Here is a 21,516-nt window from a genome sequence, read left to right on the forward strand (position 1 = left end):
ACATGTCAAAAGTAAGATTGGGTATTATTGGTTTAGGACAGCAAGGTGGCGCATATGCGCAATTTATTAAAGAGGGCCGTGTTTCTGAGATGGAAATAGGGGCGATCTGTGATATCGATCCAAAAAAGAGAATGGGTGCAGAGAAAGAGTATCCAGGTACCCCTTTTTACGATAATTATCTAGAGATGCTAGAGAGTGGAGATATTGATGCAATTGTCACCTGTGTCCCACATTATGATCATACCAACATGGGGATAGAGGCATTGAAGCGTGATATTCATGTGTTATTAGAAAAGCCTGCCGGTGTGTACACCAAGCAAGTGCGGGAAATAAATGATTTTGCTGTAACCAAGCCGGAATTAACCTATGCGATTATGTTTAACCAACGAACCAATCAACTTTATCAAAAAGTAAAAGAAGTAATTGATAATGGAGAAATTGGTGGTATTCGCAGGACGAACTGGATTATTACTACTTGGTGGCGCCCGCAAGGCTATTATGATGCTGGTTCTTGGCGAGCAACATGGGATGGTGAAGGCGGAGGTGTGTTAGTTAACCAAGCTCCACATCAAATTGATTTAATGCAATGGATATGCGGTATGCCTGAAAAAGTATATACCAAAGCACAATATGGCTATCAACGCAACATACCGGTAGAAGATGATGTAACGGCTTTGTTTGATTATGGAAACGGTGCAACAGGTGTGTTTATTACATGTACGCACGATGTAATTGGCACAGATCGTCTGGAGATACATGGAGATAAAGGAAAGATTGTCGTAAACGATAGTAAGACCATAAATATTAAACGTTTAAACACACCCGAGAATGAGATGAGCGATAAGATGTCGATGGGAGATGTCATGAACTTATTTCAGGGAGATGGACCAGACTCGATTTATGAGGAAGAGGTTTTAGAGTTTGAAAGTGTTTGGGGAGGTCAGCATGTGGCAGTACTGGAAAACTTTGCAGCAAATATCCTCCATAATACACCACTAATTGCACCAGGAAGGGATGGAATTCATGGTGTAGCATTAGCGAATGCCATCCACTTGTCTAGCTGGTTAAATAAAGAAGTTTCGTTACCGATTGATGAAGACTTATTTTTAGAAGAATTAAATAAACGAAGAAGCCAAGAGCGATAGGACTATGCTTAGCACAAGCATAATAAAGTAAAAAATGGAGGTTTTATAATGAGTAAAGGATTAATTGGCGTGCAAATGATGATGCTCAAAGGAAAAGTAGAAGATCTAGGTGCCTATGAAACGATGAAAAAAATACATGAATTAGGTTATCGTTCGGTTGAGATTTCACAAATTCCAATGACTTCAGAAAATGTTGCAGAATTAAAAAGAGCAAGTGACGACTTTACCATTGATATCACAGCTATTTCTGCACCGTTGGAACCAAATCATCCAGAAGATAAGGCTGAAAATCTTACTGATCACTTCGACAAAATGATTGCCGATTGTAAGGCATTAAATTGTCAATTTATCCGCATTGGTATGTTACCTTTGCGTATCATGGGGGATAAGGATAAAATAATGGACTTTATCTTTCGTGCGGAAGAAATGGCAGGTAAGCTGGAACAAGAAGGGATTCAACTTTATTACCATACACATCATATTGAGTTTCAACGTCAAAACGGAAAATATGTATTAGATTTGATGAAAGAAAATACGTCGAAACTAGGATTTGAACTGGATGTCCATTGGATCCAGCGAGCTGGGGTAGATCCAGTTGACTTTATTAAACAGTATAAAGGTCGTGTATCTTTGATTCACCTCAAAGATTATCGCATTGGTGATTTGAACGTAACCGACGATGATCTTAAAGATATGGGGAAATTCTTTGATAAATTCGTTAACCTGATTGAATTTGCTGAAGTAGGAGAAGGAAACCTGAATATGCCAGCTATTATAGACGCCAGTTTAGAGGCAGGAGCACAATATTTCTTAATTGAACAAGATGATACATATGGTCGTGATCCATTTGAGTCTTTACAAATTTCTGCCGATAACTTGCGCAACATGGGATATGCGGACTGGTTTTAAGACAAAGCCTCCAAGAGCTGCTGAAAAACATTTTTAGATTTCATGTAATCATCGCTAGGAATAGGTTTATTACTATTTCTTGTTAAATAAAGCGTGAATATGTTTTTCAGCGGTCTTTTTTTATCTTGGAAAGCGCTATATCTTTTAAAAAATATCATGAAAAGTAATTGAAAGCGAATTCTAATAAGTAATTCTTTACTAGCGAAAGGTGAGTTTACATCATGACGAATCAAGAAGCAGCCATGAATTCAAATTATCATACGGCAAAAATTTGGCAAATAGCCTTATTCACTTTAAATAATACAGCAACCAATTTATTTCTGTTTGCGATAGGGTTTGTTACTTATTATGCAACCGGTATCGCTGGTCTGACAGTTGTTGTAGTAAGTACGATTTTAACGACGATGAGAGTATTTGATGGTATTACAGACCCGATTATCGGATTTATCTTGGATAAAATAGAATCAAAATATGGTAAATTCAGACCGATACAACTGATTGGTAATATTGTATTAATTACTTCTTTTATTGCTATGTACAACTTGCATCATTTACCAGAGGGGCTTCGGATAATAGCGTTTATTGTCATCCATGCTATTTATATTTTGGGTTACACAATGCAGACGACTGTAACAAGAGCTGCTCAAACGGTTCTAACCAATCATCCAAAGCAAAGACCAATCTTTAGCTTGTTTGATTCCATCTTTAATGTGTTTGTCTTTTCTGGAGGTCAATTCATTGTATCGAATTATTTGGTTCCAAAACACGGTGGAGATTTTACGATGGGTGTCTTTCTAGAATTAAATACGTTTGTTGTTATTGCGTCGTTTATCTTTACGATTCTTGCGATGATTGCAATTAAATCGAAGGACCGCAAAGAATTTTATGGACTGGCAGATGTTAATGCTAAAACAAGATTTCGAGATTATTGGCCAGTATTAAAAAATAACCGACCGATGCAAATGCTTGTCTTATCTGCTTCTACAGATAAATTGGCTTCTCAAGTAATGCAGCAGCAACCGGTATATGTGATGCTTTTTGGCATTATGCTAGGTAATTTTGCCTTAAGTGGTCATTTCAATTTGATTATTATTATACCAAGCTTGATTATCACGTACTTTGGTGTTAGTTATGCTAGAAAGAGGGGAATGAAACTATCCTTAGTTCGATTTTCTTGGTTAGGAGTAATAGCATTCTCTCTCCTTATCATTATGTTCTTAGTCGTGGATAATCCAGAATCAGCAAATTTCACGAATTTCGGTTTGGTAACGATTCTGTTTATCTTGTTCTATAGCGTTGGACGCGGGGTTGCTTCGTTAACACCAGCTATCGTTATTCCGATGATTGCAGACGCGGCTGATTATGAAACATATAGAAGTAAACGGTTTGTGCCTGGTATGATGTCTGCCTTATTTTCCTTGGTAGATAAGGTGGTATCTTCCTTAGCCCCGGCCATTGTTGGTTTTATGGTAGCGCTTATTGGTTACCATAATGAGTTCCCACAAATTGGCGAAACACTAACGGATGATTTGTTTACGATGACATTGATTGTTGCATTTGGGATTCCTATAATCGGTTGGTTGATTTCGATCATTGCGATGAAGTTCTATCAATTAGATAAAGACAAGATGCAAGAAGTTCAAGAGGCGATTTCCAAAATGAAAGAAGCAGGTGCGGTAGATATGAGTGATGAAGATAAGCGTTAAAAAAGGTATTCAAAATTGTGATCATCTAATTAGGAATACCACAAATACAATTTTCTATTTTTATAGTTAACATGGAAGCAGACGCGCAAATCTGATATAAGGTTTGCGCTCTTTTTTTATGATTAGTATAACTTTTTTCATTAGTGCTAGAAAATCTACTCGATCATATCTCATATCTTCGCACAAAAAATCAAGAATGATAACAATCTTTTAGATATACTGATATTAGAGGCTTAGGAGGTGTTTGATTGCCCTATAAAGAACATGAACAAACGATTCAAGCAACATTACATTTTATTGAAACACATTTGACAGAAGATTTACGACTTGCATTGTTGGCGCAACATGCTGGTTATTCCAGGTTCCATTTTCATCGTATATTTCGGAAAATGATCGGAAAGTCAGTGGTGGATTATATCCGGGAACGTCGAATGACTCGGGCAGCGAAGGATTTAATTAGCACTGATTGTAGAGTAGTAGACATTGCTTTCGATTATGGTTTTGGCTCACAAGAATCTTTCACTAGGGCCTTTCATAAAACATATGACATGACGCCTGGGCGTTATCGAAAATTATTAAGAAAACTGATAGACAAAGGAGAATCACTAATGACAACAAATAATGCACCTTCTGGATGGATTGTGACCGGAGAAGCCACCGCTGATTATGAAACGGGTTTGGACACTCGCATAGTGCATAGTGGTAACTACTCGGCATATTTACAATCAAGGAGTGACGAAGCTAGAGGTTTTGTGACATTGATGCAACAAATTAAGGCAGATCGTTATCGTGGTGAGCGCTTGCGATTCTCTGCTTTCATCAAAAGTAAGAATGTAGAAGGTTCCGCTGGACTGTGGATGCGTATAGATCATTCATCAGGGGAGGTGCTTGCCTTTGATAATATGATGAACCGGCCAATTACAGGCACGAATGAATGGAATCATTTTAGTGTAGTATTAGACGTGCCAGTGAAAAGTAATGTACTTGCGTTTGGGACTTTATTAAACGGTAAAGGACACATTTGGATGGATGAACTTCATTTTGAAATAGTGGATGAAACCGTTCCTGTGACAGAACAAAAACCGGAGGAAGATTTGGCAGATCACCCTGTTAATTTAAACTTTGAAGAAGCATAGTAATTGCTGTTAAGCGATAGATGAATGAATCACTGCCCTATCCATATATACGTTGTTTCCTCCTATCCCAAGTTCCATGATGAACTTGGGATAGGCATATTATTTAGAGGTCCTCTTTTGACGCCTCGATCACGTCTTTTTTCAAACCGATGACTTTTGAAATAAAAGAAATAGAAGTGCCTTCCTTAGTGAGATATAAAACTAAGCCCATCTAAACTTGTTATCACGGTACTTCTGAAATAACTATTTCTGCTAAGCTGTTCCAATTATTTTCCGAATTGCCGTGTCCATTTATTCTAACATATTTAACATAGGTATCAGAGAATGGATAAGTTTCCAATTCGCTAGTTTCCCCACTACTTTCTCCGCTGAATATTTCATTCCAAGTGTTTCCGTCTACAGACGTTTCTATATCAAAATAGGTAATTCTTTTGTTACCGTTCATCCAAGCGAGTTGAACCTTATTAATTGCCATTTCTTCGCGCAATTCATATTGAATCCATTGTTCCCCCTCTGCGGACCAACGAGTAGTGAGATCGCCATCTATTGTATTTTCCTTATTGTTCTCTGGTTGTGGTTCGTCACTTGCCTTGACGTCAATAATAGTCTGCTTGACTATCTTTACTGGGATATCGAGTGTAAAGTCACGGTAAGTAGCTGTTATTTTAGTTTTACCGGTTTTTCCAACCGTGCGTAAATGGTTATCTTTAATAGTTAATAAACCTGTATCCATAATCTCCCATGTAATTTCGTCTGCGGCGACAGGGGCTTGGTATCCTCCTTTATATGTTGCTTGAATTACCATATCAGAAAGATTCTTATCAGCATTCAATGGAAGCAGGATTTCTTCATCGTGATTGATGATTTCCTCAGTGTGGAATTGGCCGATACGAAAATTCTTCACTTCTACATTCATGCCAGATAATGTTTGAAGCGTCATCGTTTGTAACTCCTGTTTATCCATAGTGTGATTGCCATGAACGAAACTAGAAGAATAAAATTCCTCTATAGGGATTATGACACGGCGCCATTCTTTTTTTATAGAGCCTACTTCAGCACGCCATTCTTCCTTATCGTGTTTTTCATACGTGGTCATTATTAGTGTATCCCAAGAAGGGAAGTCATTGTTGTTTGCTCTAACGTCAAAGGCAATATAATCTTTGTTTTTTAATATATGCGGAATCAATTTAACTGGGTTTTCTCCATTCACTTTTATCTTTGTTCCCTTATTAACAAGCTTTGTAACTGTATCTTCATTGATCGATGCCTGAGTAACTGTTTCAATTTGATCGGCTGTTTCCTCCCATCCTTGCAACCACCATTTATTAAGTGGTCCAACGTCTTTTTTAGTTAGTGGTATTGGATAATCTTTTTCTTTTTTTGCGTGATACATTTGCAGGTTAGAATTATAGTTCATTTTTAATTTTTGTTGATGGATGCCAGTTTCGATATTTCCTATTGTGGCATTATCACTCGTTATTTCTACACGATTATTCTTGTATGTCATATGGTCTGCAGCTACTTCATGGATAGCACTACCTTCATGTAAAACGATGCGGTTATCGGTAAGTTCACTCTCCTTTGGCTCGTAATAAGTATACTTTGGGGCAGGATTAAAACTGAATCCGTCACCAATTACAATCGCTTGTGAAGAAGGATACATAATGACATTATTGTTGATTTTTGCGTTTTCTACAGGGATATAATTCATTTGTCTTCCTTCCTCAGCCTCGGCGTCATGACGTCCTGCTAACACGCGAATGCCCTGTTCTACCTGGAACATATAATTATTCTTAATTGTTTGTTGTTGATCTGTTACACGAATTCCATATTTAGTGCGGAGAAAAACATTTTTTTCTACTATGTTGTGAGCTCCGAAGCGTAAGGTGAATCCGGAGTCAGAATTTTTAAAGGTGTTATGTCGATAAACATTGTGGGCAGTCTTATTACTAATAATTTCTGATCCATCCCCTGTAATATTTTCAAACAAGTTGGAGTCTACAGTGGTATATACGTCCGCTTGCTCGTATCCATAGCCTTGTCCAATTTGAATGGCCTCTAACCCGTTATCTTCATCAGGGTAAAGTTCACTTACTTCAGGAATATCCTTAAAATAATTATGGTCAATCGTGTTATATTGATTTTTAAGGTTGTTCTGGTCATTTACCCGTATGGCAATTCCCATTGCAACATTATTTTTAAAAGTGTTATGATCTATACGGTTAGATTGAGATTGATTTTGCACTCGAATTACACCTGCGTAAGGATCTGGCGGACCAGAATGATTGAAAAAATTCCCATTAATACGACTGTGAGACAAATTATCTAATCCAAGCAAGTAATGCCGTCCAGATGGATTTGCATGATCAAAGTGAAAGTTTTCAAAAGTAAGATAATTCCCTGTTAAGGTGATTTGTGTATCTCCTCTAAACGTTACACCACCAGGAGTTTCTGCTGTTATCATAATTGGTTTATTTTCTGTGCCATTTCCAACAAAAGAAGCTTCAAAATCTTTATAATTTCCATTGGGTACGACAACTGTATCTCCTGGTTCAGCTTCTGCAACTTGACGCTGTAAAGTTTGTTCCAGTTCAATAATTTCTGGATCTTTTGTGTCTTCAGGGTTTGGTTGAGTGACATGTATATAATCCACGTGAATCGTGATGGGATTTTCTTCTTTTGATGAATTCTTGCCATCCATCCGAACCTCGGTAATTTCTTCCCCAATAAATAATGGATTTTTACCGTTACTTGTCGTCATTTCGTTTAAGGTAAACGCTCCTTCATACCACTGATTCAGCGTAATATCTCTGTGTAAGGTTATAAAAGCTTGTGAGTTACTCTTTCCTTTCAGACGAAAAGCAATATAATCTACTTGACTACTTTCAGCTCCCGTTATCTTGACACGATAGCTTACCTTATTTTGCATGCTTTTAATGGGAAAGAGAGATTCGTTGCTGTTAAGTGGGGTTACCATTACCCTTGCGAATGAATACTCTGTTGGATTGGGAATAGTAGCTTTGACTGTCCCATCAACAATTTCAGCACTTTCGTTAAGTTGAAATTTTTTCATCTCCGCTTCAAAATCAAGAGAAAAAACATCATCCTCTTCAGATAGCGCTTTCGTATTAACTGGTAAAAATACAAGCATAATGAAACAAAAAAAGAAAATTATATAGAGGTTACGCATCCACTCATCCTTTCTAAAAAAATATTTTCAACTTAATTGTAGAGAGCTTTTGTTGATATTGCTATAGCCGTTCCTCATTATCTATTAACCAATCTTCATATCTTCTCTATTTGCGAAATATATCAAATCATATATAATTAGCTAATAAAAATTGATATAGGAGGTTGAAAGCATGTTGCGAGATCCTCATTTGCAATTATTGTGGGCTGCTAGGGTAGATTACCAAGCTGGTTCTGCTGTCGAACGTCATCAGCACGATCAATTCTATCAAGTGTTACTTGTTCTTACTGGTAAAGGAAAGGTGGTCATTCATGAAACATCTCATATGCTAACCAGTGGCATGATTTGTTTATTTCATCGAGGCATCCCACATCAATTTAGTTTTACAGAACCTACTGTTACGATTGATTTTAAGTTCCAAATTTTAAATAAAGATATGGAACAAATCGTGAGAAACAATAAAATGATTGGTGTCTGTCCAATTGAGGAATTAGGGGAATTAAAAAAATGGTATCAACTTGCAAGAAAAATAACTAACTCACCCTCCCTTTTTTTCTTATCTAGAATAGATGCCGGTTTTAAAAGTACGTTTTTCTCTTTGCTTTCTCCATGCGCAAATGAAGGCAGCTGCATCTCCCCAAAAAAGGTGCCGCCGTTGCCCTTTGCCTCTCAATATCATCCTGTTATTCATTATGTAGAATCCTCTTTTTCACGAAAAATCAGTTTAGACCATTTAGCAAAGCGTTTCAATTATCATCCACATTATATTATTAAGATATTTCAAGAATGTGTGGGAATGTCGCCTATTCAATATTTGCAAGCAGTACGAATCAATCGTGCCTGTTCTTATTTAGAATATTCTAAGCTTACGATATCAGAAATAGCCCAGAAGGTTGGAATGACACCACCTGCTTTTTCCCGCTTATTTCAACAAGAAGTTGGCAGTGCACCAAGCTTATATAGAAAGTACCACGTAGACTTTATTGGTAAGGATATCGTGTTGACTCATCATTTTGTCAATCATTGGAGAATTGTCAAGAAGCCATAGACTTGACTCCTCAATTGGTTAGAACACAAATAATCCTCTTTTAACTACCTGAAAAAAACACAAATCAAGCAAAACAAACCCAAAGAAATGAATCATACAACCAAGTAAAATGAAGTCAATCATATGTGATTAACAGTCATTCAATAATTGTCAACGCTCTCATTTTTAGGTGAAGTATATCGAAATAGTAAGGAGGAGAATGACGATGGAACCTGTTCGTATAGGTATTATTGGAGTAGGGACAATGGGACAAAGGCATGCTGCTTATTTGCAAAACCAAGTTATTACAGGTGCAACTTTAACGGCTGTATTGGAAACAGATCAGAAACGAGCAAGTTATTTAAAGGAATATTTTAATAAAAAAATTAGGGTGTTTACCGAGGAAGAGGCCTTTTTTAACTCTGATTTGGTTGATGCGGTGATTATCTCCACACCACATTACGAACATAGTCGCTTGGCTATCCGATCATTTCAGCAAGGGTTGCATGTCTTATGCGAAAAACCTGCAGGGGTATATACCAAACAGGTGCGTGAAATGAATGTCGCTGCGAAACAAAGTGGCAAGGTATTCTCGATGATGTATAATCAACGAACCAATCCTCTCTATCAAAAGTTACGCGATTTAATTCAAACCGGGGAATTAGGGACTCTTCGCAGAATGAACTGGATCATTACGACATGGTATAGATCACAAAGTTATTATGATTCTGGAGGCTGGCGAGCTACGTGGGCTGGCGAAGGTGGAGGGGTGTTAATTAATCAATGCCCGCATCAACTTGATCTATGGCAATGGATGACGGGGATGATGCCGAAGCGGCTGAGGGCATTTTGTTATTTTGGCAAACATCGAGATATTGAGGTGGAGGACGAAGTGACAGCATATGCTGAATATGAGAATGGGGCGACGGGTGTTTTTATTACAACGACCTCTGAAGCACCTGGAACGAATCGTTTAGAAATAGTTGGAGATAACGGGAAGGTGATGATTGAGAATGAGCAATTAACCTTCTGGAAATTACGTATGTCAGAACCGGAATTTAACCGAACCTATCAGGGTGGATTTGGTTCGCCAGAGAGCTGGAAGATTGAAATACCTGTCACAGGCAAAACAGAAGCACACCCTGGCATAACACAAAATTTCATTGATGCCATTATAAAAGGAACAGAATTGTTGGCTCCGGGCGAAGAGGGGATAAAAGGCCTTACTCTATCGAATGCTATGCAATTGTCAAGTTGGTTAGATGATTGGATAGACCTTCCAATAAATGAAGATTTATATGAACAATATCTACAAGCGAAGATCCGAAATTCCAACGTAAAAAAGAACAATAATAACATGGCGTTACATGTAGAAGGAAGTTATTAATCTATAGCGAAAAAGGTGGTTAAATAATGAAATTCTCTGTTTTTACGGTAATGACACCAGATGTGACACCGCCCCAGCTTCTTTCTTATTTAAAGGAAGCGGGATATGATGGGATAGAATGGCGTTTCAAAGAGACGTCGAAGGATATGAGAGAAGAAAAGCCTAGTTTTTGGCGACATAATCTAGCAACCATATCGCCGAATGCAACGGATCAAACATTACAAGAATTAAGAGCATTAACGGAGGAAAGTAACGTGGAAACAATCAGTGTCACCCCCTATTTAACAGCAGATGATATTGCAGCAACCGAACGTGTACTTCAGGTTGCTCAAAAGCTTGGGGCTTCAACGATTCGAGTTGGTGTGCCTAAATACAATCGATCAAAAAACTATCATGATCTATACCAAGAAGGGGTTCGTTACTTATCAGAAGTAGAACAAATGTGTAAGCAATACCAAATCAAAGGACTTGTAGAAACGCATCATCAAACGATAACACCAAGTGCTGCAATGGCATATCGGTTGGTTCATCATTTTGATTCTGAATATATCGGTGTGCTATATGATCCAGGTAATATGGTAAAAGAGGGGTACGAAAATTATCGTATGGGAATGGAGTTGTTAGGCCCATATTTGGCCCATGTACATGTAAAAAATGCTAGTTGGGAAGTTATTCAGGAACAATCAGATGGAACAGTCGAATGGGAAGCGAGTTGGTGTTTGTTAGAGAAAGGGGTAGTTAATTGGCGTCAAGTTTTAGCTGATTTACAGGCAGTAGGTTATGATGGTTACATCGGAATGGAGGATTTTAGTGGAAGATTTTCAACAAAAGAGGCGCTACAGCACAATATCCATTATATGAAGGCGCTAATAAATAATGGAGGCGGACAATGAAGGCACTCTATATCATGAGTGATCAGTCCTTTTCTCTGGTGTATCCTCCAAACATAAGAGAAGCAATAGAAAAGTTAGTAGAAGTGCAAACCGTTCCATTAACTCCGGCCATGTTGCGACAAGATTATACAGTATTACAAGATATTGATATCATTTTATCTGGCTGGGGTGGCCCAAGAATGGATCATGAATTACTCCAACACGCTCCTCATTTAAAAGCGGTTTTTTATGCAGCTGGGTCTTTAAAAAAGATTGTAACCGAGGCAATGTGGGAGCGAAAGATAGTGGTGACCAATGCTGTCACAGCAAATGCTATTCCAGTTATGGAATTCACCTTATCACAAATATTATTTTCGTTAAAAAATGGCTGGCGTTTTGTTAGGGATATACAACAAGGTAACCTCTATTCTAGAAAGCCATTTGATATAGCAGGTGCTTTTGGTAGTACGGTAGGTATCATATCATTAAGTACAGTAGGGAGAGGGGTTTCTCAGTTATTGCAATCCTTTGATGTAAACACGATTGTATATGACCCATTTGTGAGTGAAGAACAGGTCAAAAAGCTTGGAGCTAAGCGTTGTCAGCTGGAAGATATTTTTCAGCTATCGGATGTGGTGTCACTTCATACCCCATTGTTGGAGGAAACAAGGGGATTGATTAGAGGAGCGCATCTTCAACAGTTAAAACAAAATGCCAGCTTTATTAATACGGCAAGAGGAGCAATTGTTAGGGAAGACGAGATGATTGAAGTTTTGCGGCAGCGTAAGGATATTACGGCAATATTAGATGTAACGGAACCCGAACCACCCGAGCCACATTCCCCCTTGTACGAGTTGCCTAATGTGGTGTTAACCCCACATCTTGCAGGCAGTCAAGGGCAAGAATGTGCCAGAATGGGGTATTATATGCTGTTAGAACTCGAACGATATGTAAACAATCAACCGCTGCAATGGCAAGTATCCCGTGAAGAACTTCTACGTCAGGCATAAAAAAAGCAATATGTGCAAACATAGAAAGGAGGTAGGTTGTCGTGTGTAAACCAAATGAGCGATGGTTAGCTCTGTTTTCGAAAGATTATTGTAATTGGACCTTGAAAAAAGCAAACGAATCGTTGAAGAACGATACTTTGTCCATTACAGAGGTTGTTGCGAGCCATAGTGCAGGCAATAAACACGATTTCTACTCAAATGCTGATTACTGGTGGTATAATCCTGACACGAATGACGGGCTACCTTATATTCAAAGAGATGGAGAATCCAATCCACACAATTTTTTAGCTCATCGGCAGATTTTGCGAAGCATGCGAACGAATGTAGCACATTTAGCTGCCGGTTATTTACTTACCCAAAATGAATTATTTGCCGAAAAGGCAGTTGATTTTCTCCATACCTTTTTTGTTGAGAATTCGACGAGAATGAATCCGCATCTTAGTTATGCGCAAGCTATTCCTGGTGTTTGTACAGGACGAAGTTTTGGTATAATTGATACATTACATTTAGTCGATATACCTATGGCGATACGTATATTGCAATCGTCACCCGCCTTAACGGATAACCTGTTAACCGATTTAAAGCAATGGTTTAAGGAGTACTTGCAATGGATGCACACACATCCTTATGGCGTGGAGGAAAGTAAAGCGTCTAATAATCATAGTGTCTGCTGGTTTGTACAAGCAGCGAGTTTTGCAACTTTAGTGGGGGATGAGGATGTACTAAACTTTTGTCGAGAAGCGTACAAGTCAAGACTGCTACCAAATCAAATGGCTGAGGATGGTAGTTTTCCCCGTGAACTCGCACGTACGAAACCATACAGTTATTCTATTTTTGTATTGGATAACATGGTTACCTTAACGCATTTATTAACCAATGAACATGAAAACCTATGGGATTTTCAATTAGCTGATGGCAGGGGGATTCAAAAAGGATTGCATTTTTTGTTTCCATATTTACAAGATAAATCACAGTGGCCGTATCGAGGGGACGTTGAACATTTTGAGGGATGGCCGGCTCGTGTCTCGTTCTTATTATTTGCGGGGAATGCCTTACAGAAGAAAGAATTTATTGATCTATGGAATAGGCTTGATATCGAACCAACTGATACCGAAGTTAGGAGGAATATCGCGATACGTCAGCCTTTGCTTTGGGGTTAAATTCAAGATTTTTCGAATGAGAGGTTCCACTTTTCTCTTCATTTATGGTACGATTGTGTAAGCGTTTTCTAAAATAAAAATGGGGTGTTGCTATTGGATTTATTGATCATTGAAGATGAACCGATGATTTTAAAAGGTATTTCCTTTTTGTTAAAGGAATACAAGTATCCGAATAACAAAACGCCGAATATTTGTATCGCGCATGATGGAGAAGAAGCTAATCAATTATTAAATCAGCAATCATTTGATGTTATTTTTACGGATATTAAGATGCCGAAAATGAGTGGACTAGAGTTGGTGAAGAAATGGTCTCCGAAAAAATCGATGACGCAGTGGGTGATTATTTCTGGTTTTAATGATTTTGAATATGCACAGGAAGCTTTGAAAAACGGTGTGAAAGATTATTTACTTAAACCGGTAACAAAGAAGAAAATGAATGAGACGATTGATCGTCTAATGGCGGACAGGCAGACAATGATTCATTCTGTAGTAAGCCTTACTCAATCGCAGGATATTGTTGAAGGATTGGAACATTCAATATGGCAGTTAAAAGAAGAAAGTGTAGGGGAACAATTTCTTCGGTGGTCTCGTCAATTACCTAATCAGCCTATAGATAGCTGGATGTATCAAAAGTCATTAGAAGACATATTACAATTGTTGCTTGGTCGTTTGTATAAAAGAGGAATTCCAGAAGTCTCTAAAAGTTTATTACAGGTGAACGGTTATTCAAAAGAGGAATTAGATGCTGATTTTTTGCTGAGATGTCAGGAGATTATTCATGTCATCCGTTTGAAAAGAAAAGGAAACGTTATCGATCCGATCGATGCTGCCAAAGAGTATATTCAAACACATTTAGATGAGCGATTAAGTCTTGCAGATGTAGCAGAGAAACTTGGTTTTAATCCAACCTATTTTAGTCAACTATTCAAGAAAGAAACAGGGGAGAGTTTTGTGGCCTTTAGGAGGAAAATACGCATGGAGCGGGCAAAGCAATTAATTGAACAAAATCAAATGAGGATTATTGATATTTCAAATGAAATTGGCTATAGCGATTTAGCTCATTTTACAAAGAGCTTCAAGATATATACTGGTGTCACGCCCTCCTCATATAAACAGCAACTAGGTATTCCTTTATGATGAGGTGGCTCCGAGCCATGAATTTGTTTCAGCGCTTATTTTTATTTTTTTTAATAGCTATTTTCATTCCCTTATTTATTTCTTCGCTAATCATTTATATGCGAGCCGCTCATTCCATACAAAAGCAAGTAGGTGAATATCTGCACAAAAATATATTGGTGACAAATCTGCAAGTAGATCGTTTTTTGGAGGGGTATGAACAGGTCACCTTGCCGTTAGTAACTGATCCAAATGTGAAGGAATTCGTTGAATTAGGAGCAAATCAAGAACTGAAACGATATCAAGTGTACAGTGATATCGTAGACAAAATGAATCAGATAACAGAGCAAAATGATGCAATTGATTTAATGTATATTATAACAGCTGAAGGTCGTTCGATTTTATCAGAAGATCGTTACTATTCACCACTCGATCCATTTCCAATAGAAAAAGTGTATCAAGAACTCAGTGAGATTGCACCTGACAGTGGTAAAGTGGTATTTAAGGCAAGAAAGACAATGGATGGAAAAATCGTTATTACCTTTACCAGAAAGATCAGAGGAACAGACTTTGAACCACGAGGAATATTAGGAGTTGATCTCACCTTATCTAGTATTGAAGAATTTTGGTCAATGGCGAATCTTGGAGAAAGAAGTAACTTAATGATTCTAGATGATGAAGGCCAAATTATTTATCATCCTGATTCTAATTTGTTTGGTTCTTATGTCCGTTCGAAAACCCAAACAGCTATGAGTCAAGAACGAAGTGGTTCGTTCATATCGACTTGGGAGGAGGAACAGAAATTTTATTATTATCAAACGGCTAACTCCACCAATTGGAAGACAGTAACTACTATTCCAAAAAGAGAACTATATGAACCAATTTCTGGAATAAGAATTGTTGCTTTTACATCAGGTGGTTTATCCCTGTTACTTGCTTCTTTGTTGGCCTTTGGTTTCACTAGAAGTATCGTCAAGCCGATTCACCTCTTACAGCAACATTTAAGAAAGATGGAAAAGGGAATCTGGTCAAAGGTTCCTAAATTGGATGGACCCGCAGAAATCGTTAGTTTGGTAAAAAGCTATAATCGGATGATTGAAGAGTTAAAGAAATTAATAGATAAGATATATCATGCTGAACTTCAGAATCAGAAGACACAATTAAAGGTTCAGGAAAGAGAAATCGAAATGCAAAAAAACGAATTACAAGCTTTGCAATCACAAATTAATCCACACTTTCTCTATAACACACTTGAGACCATGAATGCCTATGGGCTGATCAAGGGTTCTGATGAAATATCTGAGATCGCTGATTCATTGGCCTCTATGTTCCGCTATTCTGTAAAAAACCTTGAAGTGGTGACGTTAGCAGATGAACTAGATCATATTAGAAGTTATTTAGTAATTCAAGAACATCGTATGAGAAAAAATTTCACATTAAAAATTTGTGTTCATCCCAATTATTTTGATAAAGAAATAGTCAAGTTGAGCTTGCAACCACTAGTAGAAAATGCGATTGAACACGGACTGAAAGATGGGGAAGCACTTGGTGAGATTAAAATCGCTGCTACCATGAAAGATGAATTATTTTTAGTCAGTGTAGAAGATAATGGCCAGGGAATGTCGCTTGCTCGCTTACACGAAATGAGACGATTCTTACAAACAGTAGATAAAGAATCGCAAATGGACGGTGCGGCAGGGATTGGGCTAAAAAATATTCATCGCAGAATCCAATTGCTTTTTGGCGATAAATACGGTCTGCAATTGGAGAGTGAGCTTGGGAAGGGGACGCGAGTTATTATTAAAGTACCTTCAAATTTAAGGGTAGAGGGCAGCTAAAACACTCAATCATAACGCCTGGGTATTTCTGGGCGTTTTTTTGTATGTTAGAAACGTGCTCCCCTCACTAAACTAGTCTTTTTTATCGTCTCCGTTTTCTAACTCCTAAAAAAAACACAAGTGATGTTAAACAAACCCATAGCAGCATTTCCACAGAAACAGTAGGATGAAAGGTAACGGGAAGTTGAGAGTTTGCAACTAGGAGGTGATCGCTTCGTGTCTGATAATCAAAAATGGAAGCGGAAAATGAAAACGATTACTAAGGGATCTTTATTCAGGGGAGGTAGAAGGTTATGAGTCAATTGTCAACAGAAGTGGTGGCAAAAAAACAGATGACAGAAAGAAAAAGAATGTGGAAGCATATTCGTAAATATAAGGCATTATATATTATGTCTATTCCAGGGATATTATATTTTTTTATTTTTAAATATGTACCCATGGCTGGTTCTATTATAGCATTTCAAGATTATAATATTTTTGCCGGATTTACGGATAGCCCATGGGTTGGTTTTCAACATTTTATAGCTATGTTTGATAATCCGGATATCTTTAACATTATTAAGAACACGTTTGTGATAAGCTTTTATGATATTATCTTTAATTTCCCTGCTTCTATCATTTTGGCATTGCTTCTTAATGAATTAAGAGTGGTGTTATATAAACGAGTTATTCAAACGATTGTGTACATGCCACACTTCCTGTCATGGGTGATAATTAGTGGATTATTTATGACAATCTTATCTCCGTCAAATGGAATTGTTAATAGTTTCATTGAATGGATGGGGTTTGATCATATTTACTTTTTTGGCAGTGAACAGTACACAAGGCCAATCTTGATTAGCTCAGGAGTATGGCAAAGTATAGGATGGGGGACTATTATTTACTTGGCTGCCCTTTCCGGTATTAATCCAGAGCTTTATGAAGCAGCTGAAGTAGACGGAGCAAATCGCTGGCAGCAAACGATGAAAATTACTCTGCCTTCATTATTACCAACTATCACTATTTTATTTCTACTACAAATTGGCCAGTTTCTTGATTTTGGATTTGAGAGAGTCTACACCTTTTTAAACCCTTTGAACGGGGGGACGGGTCATATTATTGATACGTATATCTATGAAGTTGGATTACAGAGTGCTCAGTATAGCTTAACAACAGCGATGGGATTGTTTAAATCTTTAATCGGATTGTTTCTATTATTTATAGCCAACTTCTTAAGTAGAAAAGCAACTGGAAACAGTTTATATTAAGGAGGTATTTCGATGAGTCTCAAAGTAAGTAAAAGCAGAAAGTTATTTAATGTATTTAATTATTCTCTTATTGGTCTGTTAGCTTTGACTATGGTCTTGCCGATTGTTCATATATTGGCCAAATCCTTTAGCTCTTCTAGTGCGGTAGCAGAAGGTAAGGTGATTCTGTGGCCGGTTGATTTTGATTTAATTAACTATCAATATGTATTCCAGGATGCCTCGATATGGAGAGCGCTGGGTATTACGGTGTTTATTACCGTTGTAGGGACACTGATTAATCTAATTGCTACGGCGTCACTGGCTTACCCATTATCTAGGGCAGAATACAAAGGTAGAAGAATTATTTTATTGGGTGTTATTTTCACTATGATTTTCTCTGCACCGCTCATTCCTACTTATTTAGTTATCAAGCAATTAGGGATGATTGATTCACTGTGGGCGCTGTTGATCCCCAATGCGATTAGTGCATTTAATTTTATCGTTATGCGCTCCTTCTTTCAACAGATTCCAACGGCATTAATTGATGCTGCTCGAATTGATGGCTGTAATGAACTGGGAATATTGCTGCGCATTGTGCTGCCTTATTCTAAACCTGTGATAGCAACGATGACAATTTTTTATGGAGTATACCATTGGAATAGCTATCAGAATGCGCTGTATTTTTTAAATGACCCTCGATTGTATCCTTTACAGGTAAAACTAAGAGAAATGATCCAATCAGATGATTTATCGGTAGATGTAGAGACAACCATTTCTACTGAATTTATGAATTCAACAGAAGGTATCCAAATGGCGACGATTATGATAGCTATTGTCCCTATCTTGTTAATCTATCCATTATTACAGAAACATTTTGTTAAAGGGGTAATGATAGGTTCGATTAAAGAATAGTAAAATAAACGAAGAATGAAAAAATCACAAGATAACCTAAAGAAAACCCTATATTGTGAAAGCGCTTCAAAATATAATGAAATTGCATGAAATAATCTATCGTTTTTAGAGGAGGTCTTTTATGAGAAACAAAGTATTGCGAGTGAAGCTATTGTTGTTCATGGTTATTAGTTTATTATTACTGGTAGTTGTGGCATGTCAGTCCAGTGAAAGTAGTTCAGAAAGTAGTTCAGAAAGTAGTTCAGAAGAAGGTGATTCAAATGAGGAAGATAACGGGAAGCCGACAGATATTTCTATATCTATGAGGACTTTAGGTTTTATTCATGTGGAGAATCATTCTAATATTAATGATGACCCATACGTTAAAGAGCTCGAGGAAATTACTAATGTAGATCTTGATATTAAACCAGTGCCTCATAGTGAATTTGATCAAAAAATGGATTTAATGTTTGCCTCTGGAGATATTCCAGATGTGGTGACAACTTCAGGTGCATATGGGGGTGGGGATACGATGCGAGATGCCGTTGATGCAGGCGTGTTTCTGCCATTAGATGATCTTATTAAGGAGCATGGGCCACATTTATTGGAGGAAATTCCACAAGAGGCTTGGGATGCTGTTACCTATGATGATGGTGTCATCTATGCAATTCCTGAGTTCTTAGGAAATCCTTCCAGAAGAGCTACCGTTGTTAGAGCGGACTTACTAGAAGAAGCGGGTATTCCTATTCCGACTACTCCAGAAGAAGCATGGACAGTTGAAGAAACTCTGGACATATTGCGAACATTTAAAAATATGGGTATTGAACATCCATATTCTGGTAGAGCTGAGTTTAAATATGCTGATACCTTTTTTGGATCATTTGATGCCTTCGCTTATGGTTCCCAATTGGAACTAGTGGATGGTCAAGTTCAACCTAAATTTTTCAATGAGGAAAATATGACAAATGCTATTGAGACTTACAAGACGATGTATGATGAGGGTTTGATTCATCCAGAATTTTTAACGCATGAATATAATGACTATAAAAATGCCGGTCTCTCTGGTAAGTCCGCCATGTGGAGTATGAATGCCAACGAATTATTGCAATGGCAAGGTCAGTTAGAAGACAGTGTACCAGAGGGCGAGTTAGCAATTGTTCCTTCACCAAGAGGTCCAGATGGGGAAGGTGGATACTATCTTTATGGCAGTGTCCCTCGTGCTTATATGATCAATAAAGAGGCAGAGGATAAGGCAGTAGAGATTATTAAGTTCCTGGATTGGATGTTAACTGACGAAGCAGAAACTTTCTTCTCATATGGAATCGAGGGGGAAGACTATGAAGTAGAAGGTGAACAGGTTAATTATCATCAGCCAGAAACAAATGATGAAATCAATATCGAACGGTATCGAACAGGTTGGTTATGGTTAATCAAAGATACGACGTATTACGCTAATTTACTGGAGTTAACGGAAGAAGGGCAACAGCTTATGGAAACCTATGATACAATTTTGGCTAATGAAGGTAGGGATGGTATACGCTATATCCCCGGTTTAAATGCCTTGGATAATACGCCAAATTTGTCCGCGAAATCAGATGTCCCTGCCCCTTTCATTATGGAAAATATGGCTAAGATGATAACAGGTGCCGAACCAATTGATGATTGGCCTAATGTGGTTGATGAATGGATAGAACGTGGTGGAAGCAATCTGCTAGAAGAGGCCCAAGAACGTTATGATAGCGGTGATTATTTAGAGCCAAGAAGATGATGAAGTTTGCATGAAAACAGTGAATCAAGTTAGCAAGTGCTTAGTATGAGTATCGATCTATCTAGTAGACCTCTCGTAATTTACGAGAGGTCTACTACCGTTCTTCCTAAATGCTGTCCATTTTTTACAGCATCTATGGTGTCAGTCAATTCCTGAAGCGTTACGTCATTGCTTACCGTTGTTGCGGCAACATTCCATTCATTAGCTAACTTTTTCCAAATGGCAGGGCGATCTGTAATAGGGACGTTTACGGAATCAATCCCTAACAGGTTGATACCTCGAAGAATAAAAGGAAGCACATTGGTCGATAGCTTTAACCCACCGGCATTACCGCACATACTCATACTGCCACCATAACGAATTTGTGGAATCAGACGAGCCGCTACATCTCCACCGACTGTATCCAACACATAATCATAGGTTTGTTTGTTTAGTGGCTTCTTGCCATCTCCAAGTTCAGAAGCAAATATAACATCGGTTGCTCCCAATGATTTGGCAACAGCTACTTGCTTTTCTTTACGAACTAAAGCGCTAATATGCGGATATCCCATTTTTGATAGAATTTGTACAGCGATACTTCCCACGCCTCCCGTTGAACCGGTAACCAAAATGTGAGGGTGGTGTTCAGGTGTCATCCCTTGATTTTCTAATGCCTGCAGGGATAAAGCTGCTGTAAAGCCAGCGGTGCCAAAAATCATGGCCTCTTTTAAAGTCAGTCCTTTCGGTAGTGGCACTATCCAATCGGCAGGAACTCTGGCATATTCAGAAAACCCACCTGTATGATTAACGCCCGTTCCAAAGCCAGTAATTAATACTTCTTGCCCCTCTGCAAATTGATCGTTAGCAGAACTCACGACGGTTCCGCTCAAATCAATACCTGGAATCATTGGATAATCACTCACGACACCACTATTTGGTTGGACGGCAAGCATATCTTTATAATTTACCGAGGAATAGGTAACCTTGATTAATACCTCGCCATCGGATAGGTGAGCGAGTGTTACGTTTTCTACGTTATATTTGACATCGTCATTCGTTTTTTTTACAACCATCGCTTGAAAGGAATCCATGATATCCTCCTAATTTATGCTAGTATATTTTTGTGACAAAACTATTTCTATAGTGAACGTATCAT

Annotated in this window: 16 protein-coding genes; 14 read left to right on the forward strand and 2 right to left on the reverse strand. The window is 38.0% G+C overall.

The features are described from left to right. Positions 1–2: 2 nt before the first annotated feature. From E0E32_RS00775 to E0E32_RS00790, 4 genes are all read left to right on the forward strand, one after another. Positions 3–1,145, forward strand: coding sequence for a Gfo/Idh/MocA family protein (locus E0E32_RS00775; RefSeq protein ID WP_066186754.1), 1,143 nt, complete (start codon positions 3–5; stop codon positions 1,143–1,145). A gap of 48 nt (positions 1,146–1,193) precedes the next feature. After that, positions 1,194–2,054 (forward strand): sugar phosphate isomerase/epimerase family protein, encoded by an 861-nt coding sequence (locus E0E32_RS00780; RefSeq protein WP_066186756.1) that lies wholly within the window; start codon positions 1,194–1,196, stop codon positions 2,052–2,054. A gap of 221 nt (positions 2,055–2,275) precedes the next feature. Further along, entirely contained in the window at positions 2,276–3,760 is a 1,485-nt protein-coding gene (locus E0E32_RS00785) for an MFS transporter (RefSeq protein WP_286171604.1), read from the forward strand. A gap of 248 nt (positions 3,761–4,008) precedes the next feature. Beyond that, on the forward strand, positions 4,009–4,896 hold the full coding sequence (locus E0E32_RS00790) for a helix-turn-helix transcriptional regulator (RefSeq protein WP_130858660.1): 888 nt from the start codon (positions 4,009–4,011) through the stop codon (positions 4,894–4,896). A gap of 223 nt (positions 4,897–5,119) precedes the next feature. Here E0E32_RS00790 and E0E32_RS00795 read toward each other — a convergent pair whose 3' ends face one another. Beyond that, on the reverse strand, positions 5,120–8,047 hold the full coding sequence (locus tag E0E32_RS00795) for a chondroitinase-B domain-containing protein (protein WP_165444911.1): 2,928 nt from the start codon (positions 8,045–8,047) through the stop codon (positions 5,120–5,122). A 211-nt stretch (positions 8,048–8,258) separates the two neighbouring features. Here E0E32_RS00795 and E0E32_RS00800 point away from each other — a divergent pair, with 211 nt between their 5' ends. From E0E32_RS00800 to E0E32_RS00845, 10 genes are all read left to right on the forward strand, one after another. Then, positions 8,259–9,134: an AraC family transcriptional regulator gene (locus E0E32_RS00800; RefSeq protein ID WP_130858662.1), complete on the forward strand. Its 876-nt coding sequence runs from the start codon at positions 8,259–8,261 to the stop codon at positions 9,132–9,134. A gap of 205 nt (positions 9,135–9,339) precedes the next feature. Beyond that, positions 9,340–10,500, forward strand: coding sequence for a Gfo/Idh/MocA family protein (locus E0E32_RS00805; protein ID WP_130858663.1), 1,161 nt, complete (start codon positions 9,340–9,342; stop codon positions 10,498–10,500). Positions 10,501–10,526: 26 nt separating this feature from the next. Further along, complete coding sequence (locus tag E0E32_RS00810) at positions 10,527–11,393, forward strand: sugar phosphate isomerase/epimerase family protein (protein WP_130858664.1); 867 nt, start codon at positions 10,527–10,529, stop codon at positions 11,391–11,393. Beyond that, complete coding sequence (locus E0E32_RS00815; protein WP_130858665.1) at positions 11,390–12,382, forward strand: hydroxyacid dehydrogenase; 993 nt, start codon at positions 11,390–11,392, stop codon at positions 12,380–12,382. The genes E0E32_RS00810 and E0E32_RS00815 overlap by 4 nt, the downstream gene beginning before the upstream one ends. Positions 12,383–12,423: 41 nt before the next feature. Beyond that, entirely contained in the window at positions 12,424–13,542 is a 1,119-nt protein-coding gene (locus E0E32_RS00820) for an alginate lyase family protein (protein WP_286171605.1), read from the forward strand. 93 nt (positions 13,543–13,635) lie between these two features. Further along, entirely contained in the window at positions 13,636–14,679 is a 1,044-nt protein-coding gene (locus E0E32_RS00825) for a response regulator transcription factor (protein WP_130858666.1), read from the forward strand. A 17-nt stretch (positions 14,680–14,696) separates the two neighbouring features. After that, complete coding sequence (locus tag E0E32_RS00830; RefSeq protein ID WP_165444912.1) at positions 14,697–16,496, forward strand: cache domain-containing sensor histidine kinase; 1,800 nt, start codon at positions 14,697–14,699, stop codon at positions 16,494–16,496. Positions 16,497–16,789: 293 nt separating this feature from the next. Further along, a complete protein-coding gene (locus E0E32_RS00835) occupies positions 16,790–17,743 on the forward strand; it encodes an ABC transporter permease (protein ID WP_130858668.1) in 954 nt (317 codons plus the stop codon). A 12-nt stretch (positions 17,744–17,755) separates the two neighbouring features. Further along, the gene (locus E0E32_RS00840; RefSeq protein ID WP_130858669.1) at positions 17,756–18,634 is read left to right on the forward strand and encodes a carbohydrate ABC transporter permease; all 879 of its coding nucleotides are present in this window, start codon (positions 17,756–17,758) and stop codon (positions 18,632–18,634) included. 121 nt (positions 18,635–18,755) lie between these two features. Continuing rightward, entirely contained in the window at positions 18,756–20,381 is a 1,626-nt protein-coding gene (locus E0E32_RS00845) for an extracellular solute-binding protein (RefSeq protein WP_130858670.1), read from the forward strand. A gap of 80 nt (positions 20,382–20,461) precedes the next feature. On the opposite strand, the gene E0E32_RS00850 is transcribed toward E0E32_RS00845, so the two are convergent. Further along, positions 20,462–21,451: a YhdH/YhfP family quinone oxidoreductase gene (locus E0E32_RS00850; RefSeq protein WP_130858671.1), complete on the reverse strand. Its 990-nt coding sequence runs from the start codon at positions 21,449–21,451 to the stop codon at positions 20,462–20,464. Between the last annotated feature and the right edge of the window lie 65 nt (positions 21,452–21,516).

Origin of the sequence: Gracilibacillus phocaeensis, from assembly GCF_900626275.1 — a bacterium.
In the GTDB taxonomy this organism is placed as follows: Bacteria; Bacillota; Bacilli; order Bacillales; family Amphibacillaceae; genus Gracilibacillus; species Gracilibacillus timonensis.

Bases quoted from the DNA above. Each gene is read 5' to 3' on its own strand.
- E0E32_RS00835 (WP_130858668.1), top strand. From the start codon at position 16,790: ATGAGTCAATTGTCAACAGAAGTGGTGGCAAAAAAACAGATGACAGAA.
- E0E32_RS00845 (WP_130858670.1), top strand. From the start codon at position 18,756: ATGAGAAACAAAGTATTGCGAGTGAAGCTATTGTTGTTCATGGTTATT.
- E0E32_RS00775 (WP_066186754.1), top strand. From the start codon at position 3: ATGTCAAAAGTAAGATTGGGTATTATTGGTTTAGGACAGCAAGGTGGC.
- E0E32_RS00800 (WP_130858662.1), top strand. From the start codon at position 8,259: ATGTTGCGAGATCCTCATTTGCAATTATTGTGGGCTGCTAGGGTAGAT.
- E0E32_RS00780 (WP_066186756.1), top strand. From the start codon at position 1,194: ATGAGTAAAGGATTAATTGGCGTGCAAATGATGATGCTCAAAGGAAAA.
- E0E32_RS00850 (WP_130858671.1), bottom strand. From the start codon at position 21,451: ATGGATTCCTTTCAAGCGATGGTTGTAAAAAAAACGAATGACGATGTC.
- E0E32_RS00810 (WP_130858664.1), top strand. From the start codon at position 10,527: ATGAAATTCTCTGTTTTTACGGTAATGACACCAGATGTGACACCGCCC.
- E0E32_RS00815 (WP_130858665.1), top strand. From the start codon at position 11,390: ATGAAGGCACTCTATATCATGAGTGATCAGTCCTTTTCTCTGGTGTAT.
- E0E32_RS00830 (WP_165444912.1), top strand. From the start codon at position 14,697: ATGAATTTGTTTCAGCGCTTATTTTTATTTTTTTTAATAGCTATTTTC.
- E0E32_RS00785 (WP_286171604.1), top strand. From the start codon at position 2,276: ATGACGAATCAAGAAGCAGCCATGAATTCAAATTATCATACGGCAAAA.
- E0E32_RS00805 (WP_130858663.1), top strand. From the start codon at position 9,340: ATGGAACCTGTTCGTATAGGTATTATTGGAGTAGGGACAATGGGACAA.
- E0E32_RS00795 (WP_165444911.1), bottom strand. From the start codon at position 8,047: ATGCTTGTATTTTTACCAGTTAATACGAAAGCGCTATCTGAAGAGGAT.
- E0E32_RS00840 (WP_130858669.1), top strand. From the start codon at position 17,756: ATGAGTCTCAAAGTAAGTAAAAGCAGAAAGTTATTTAATGTATTTAAT.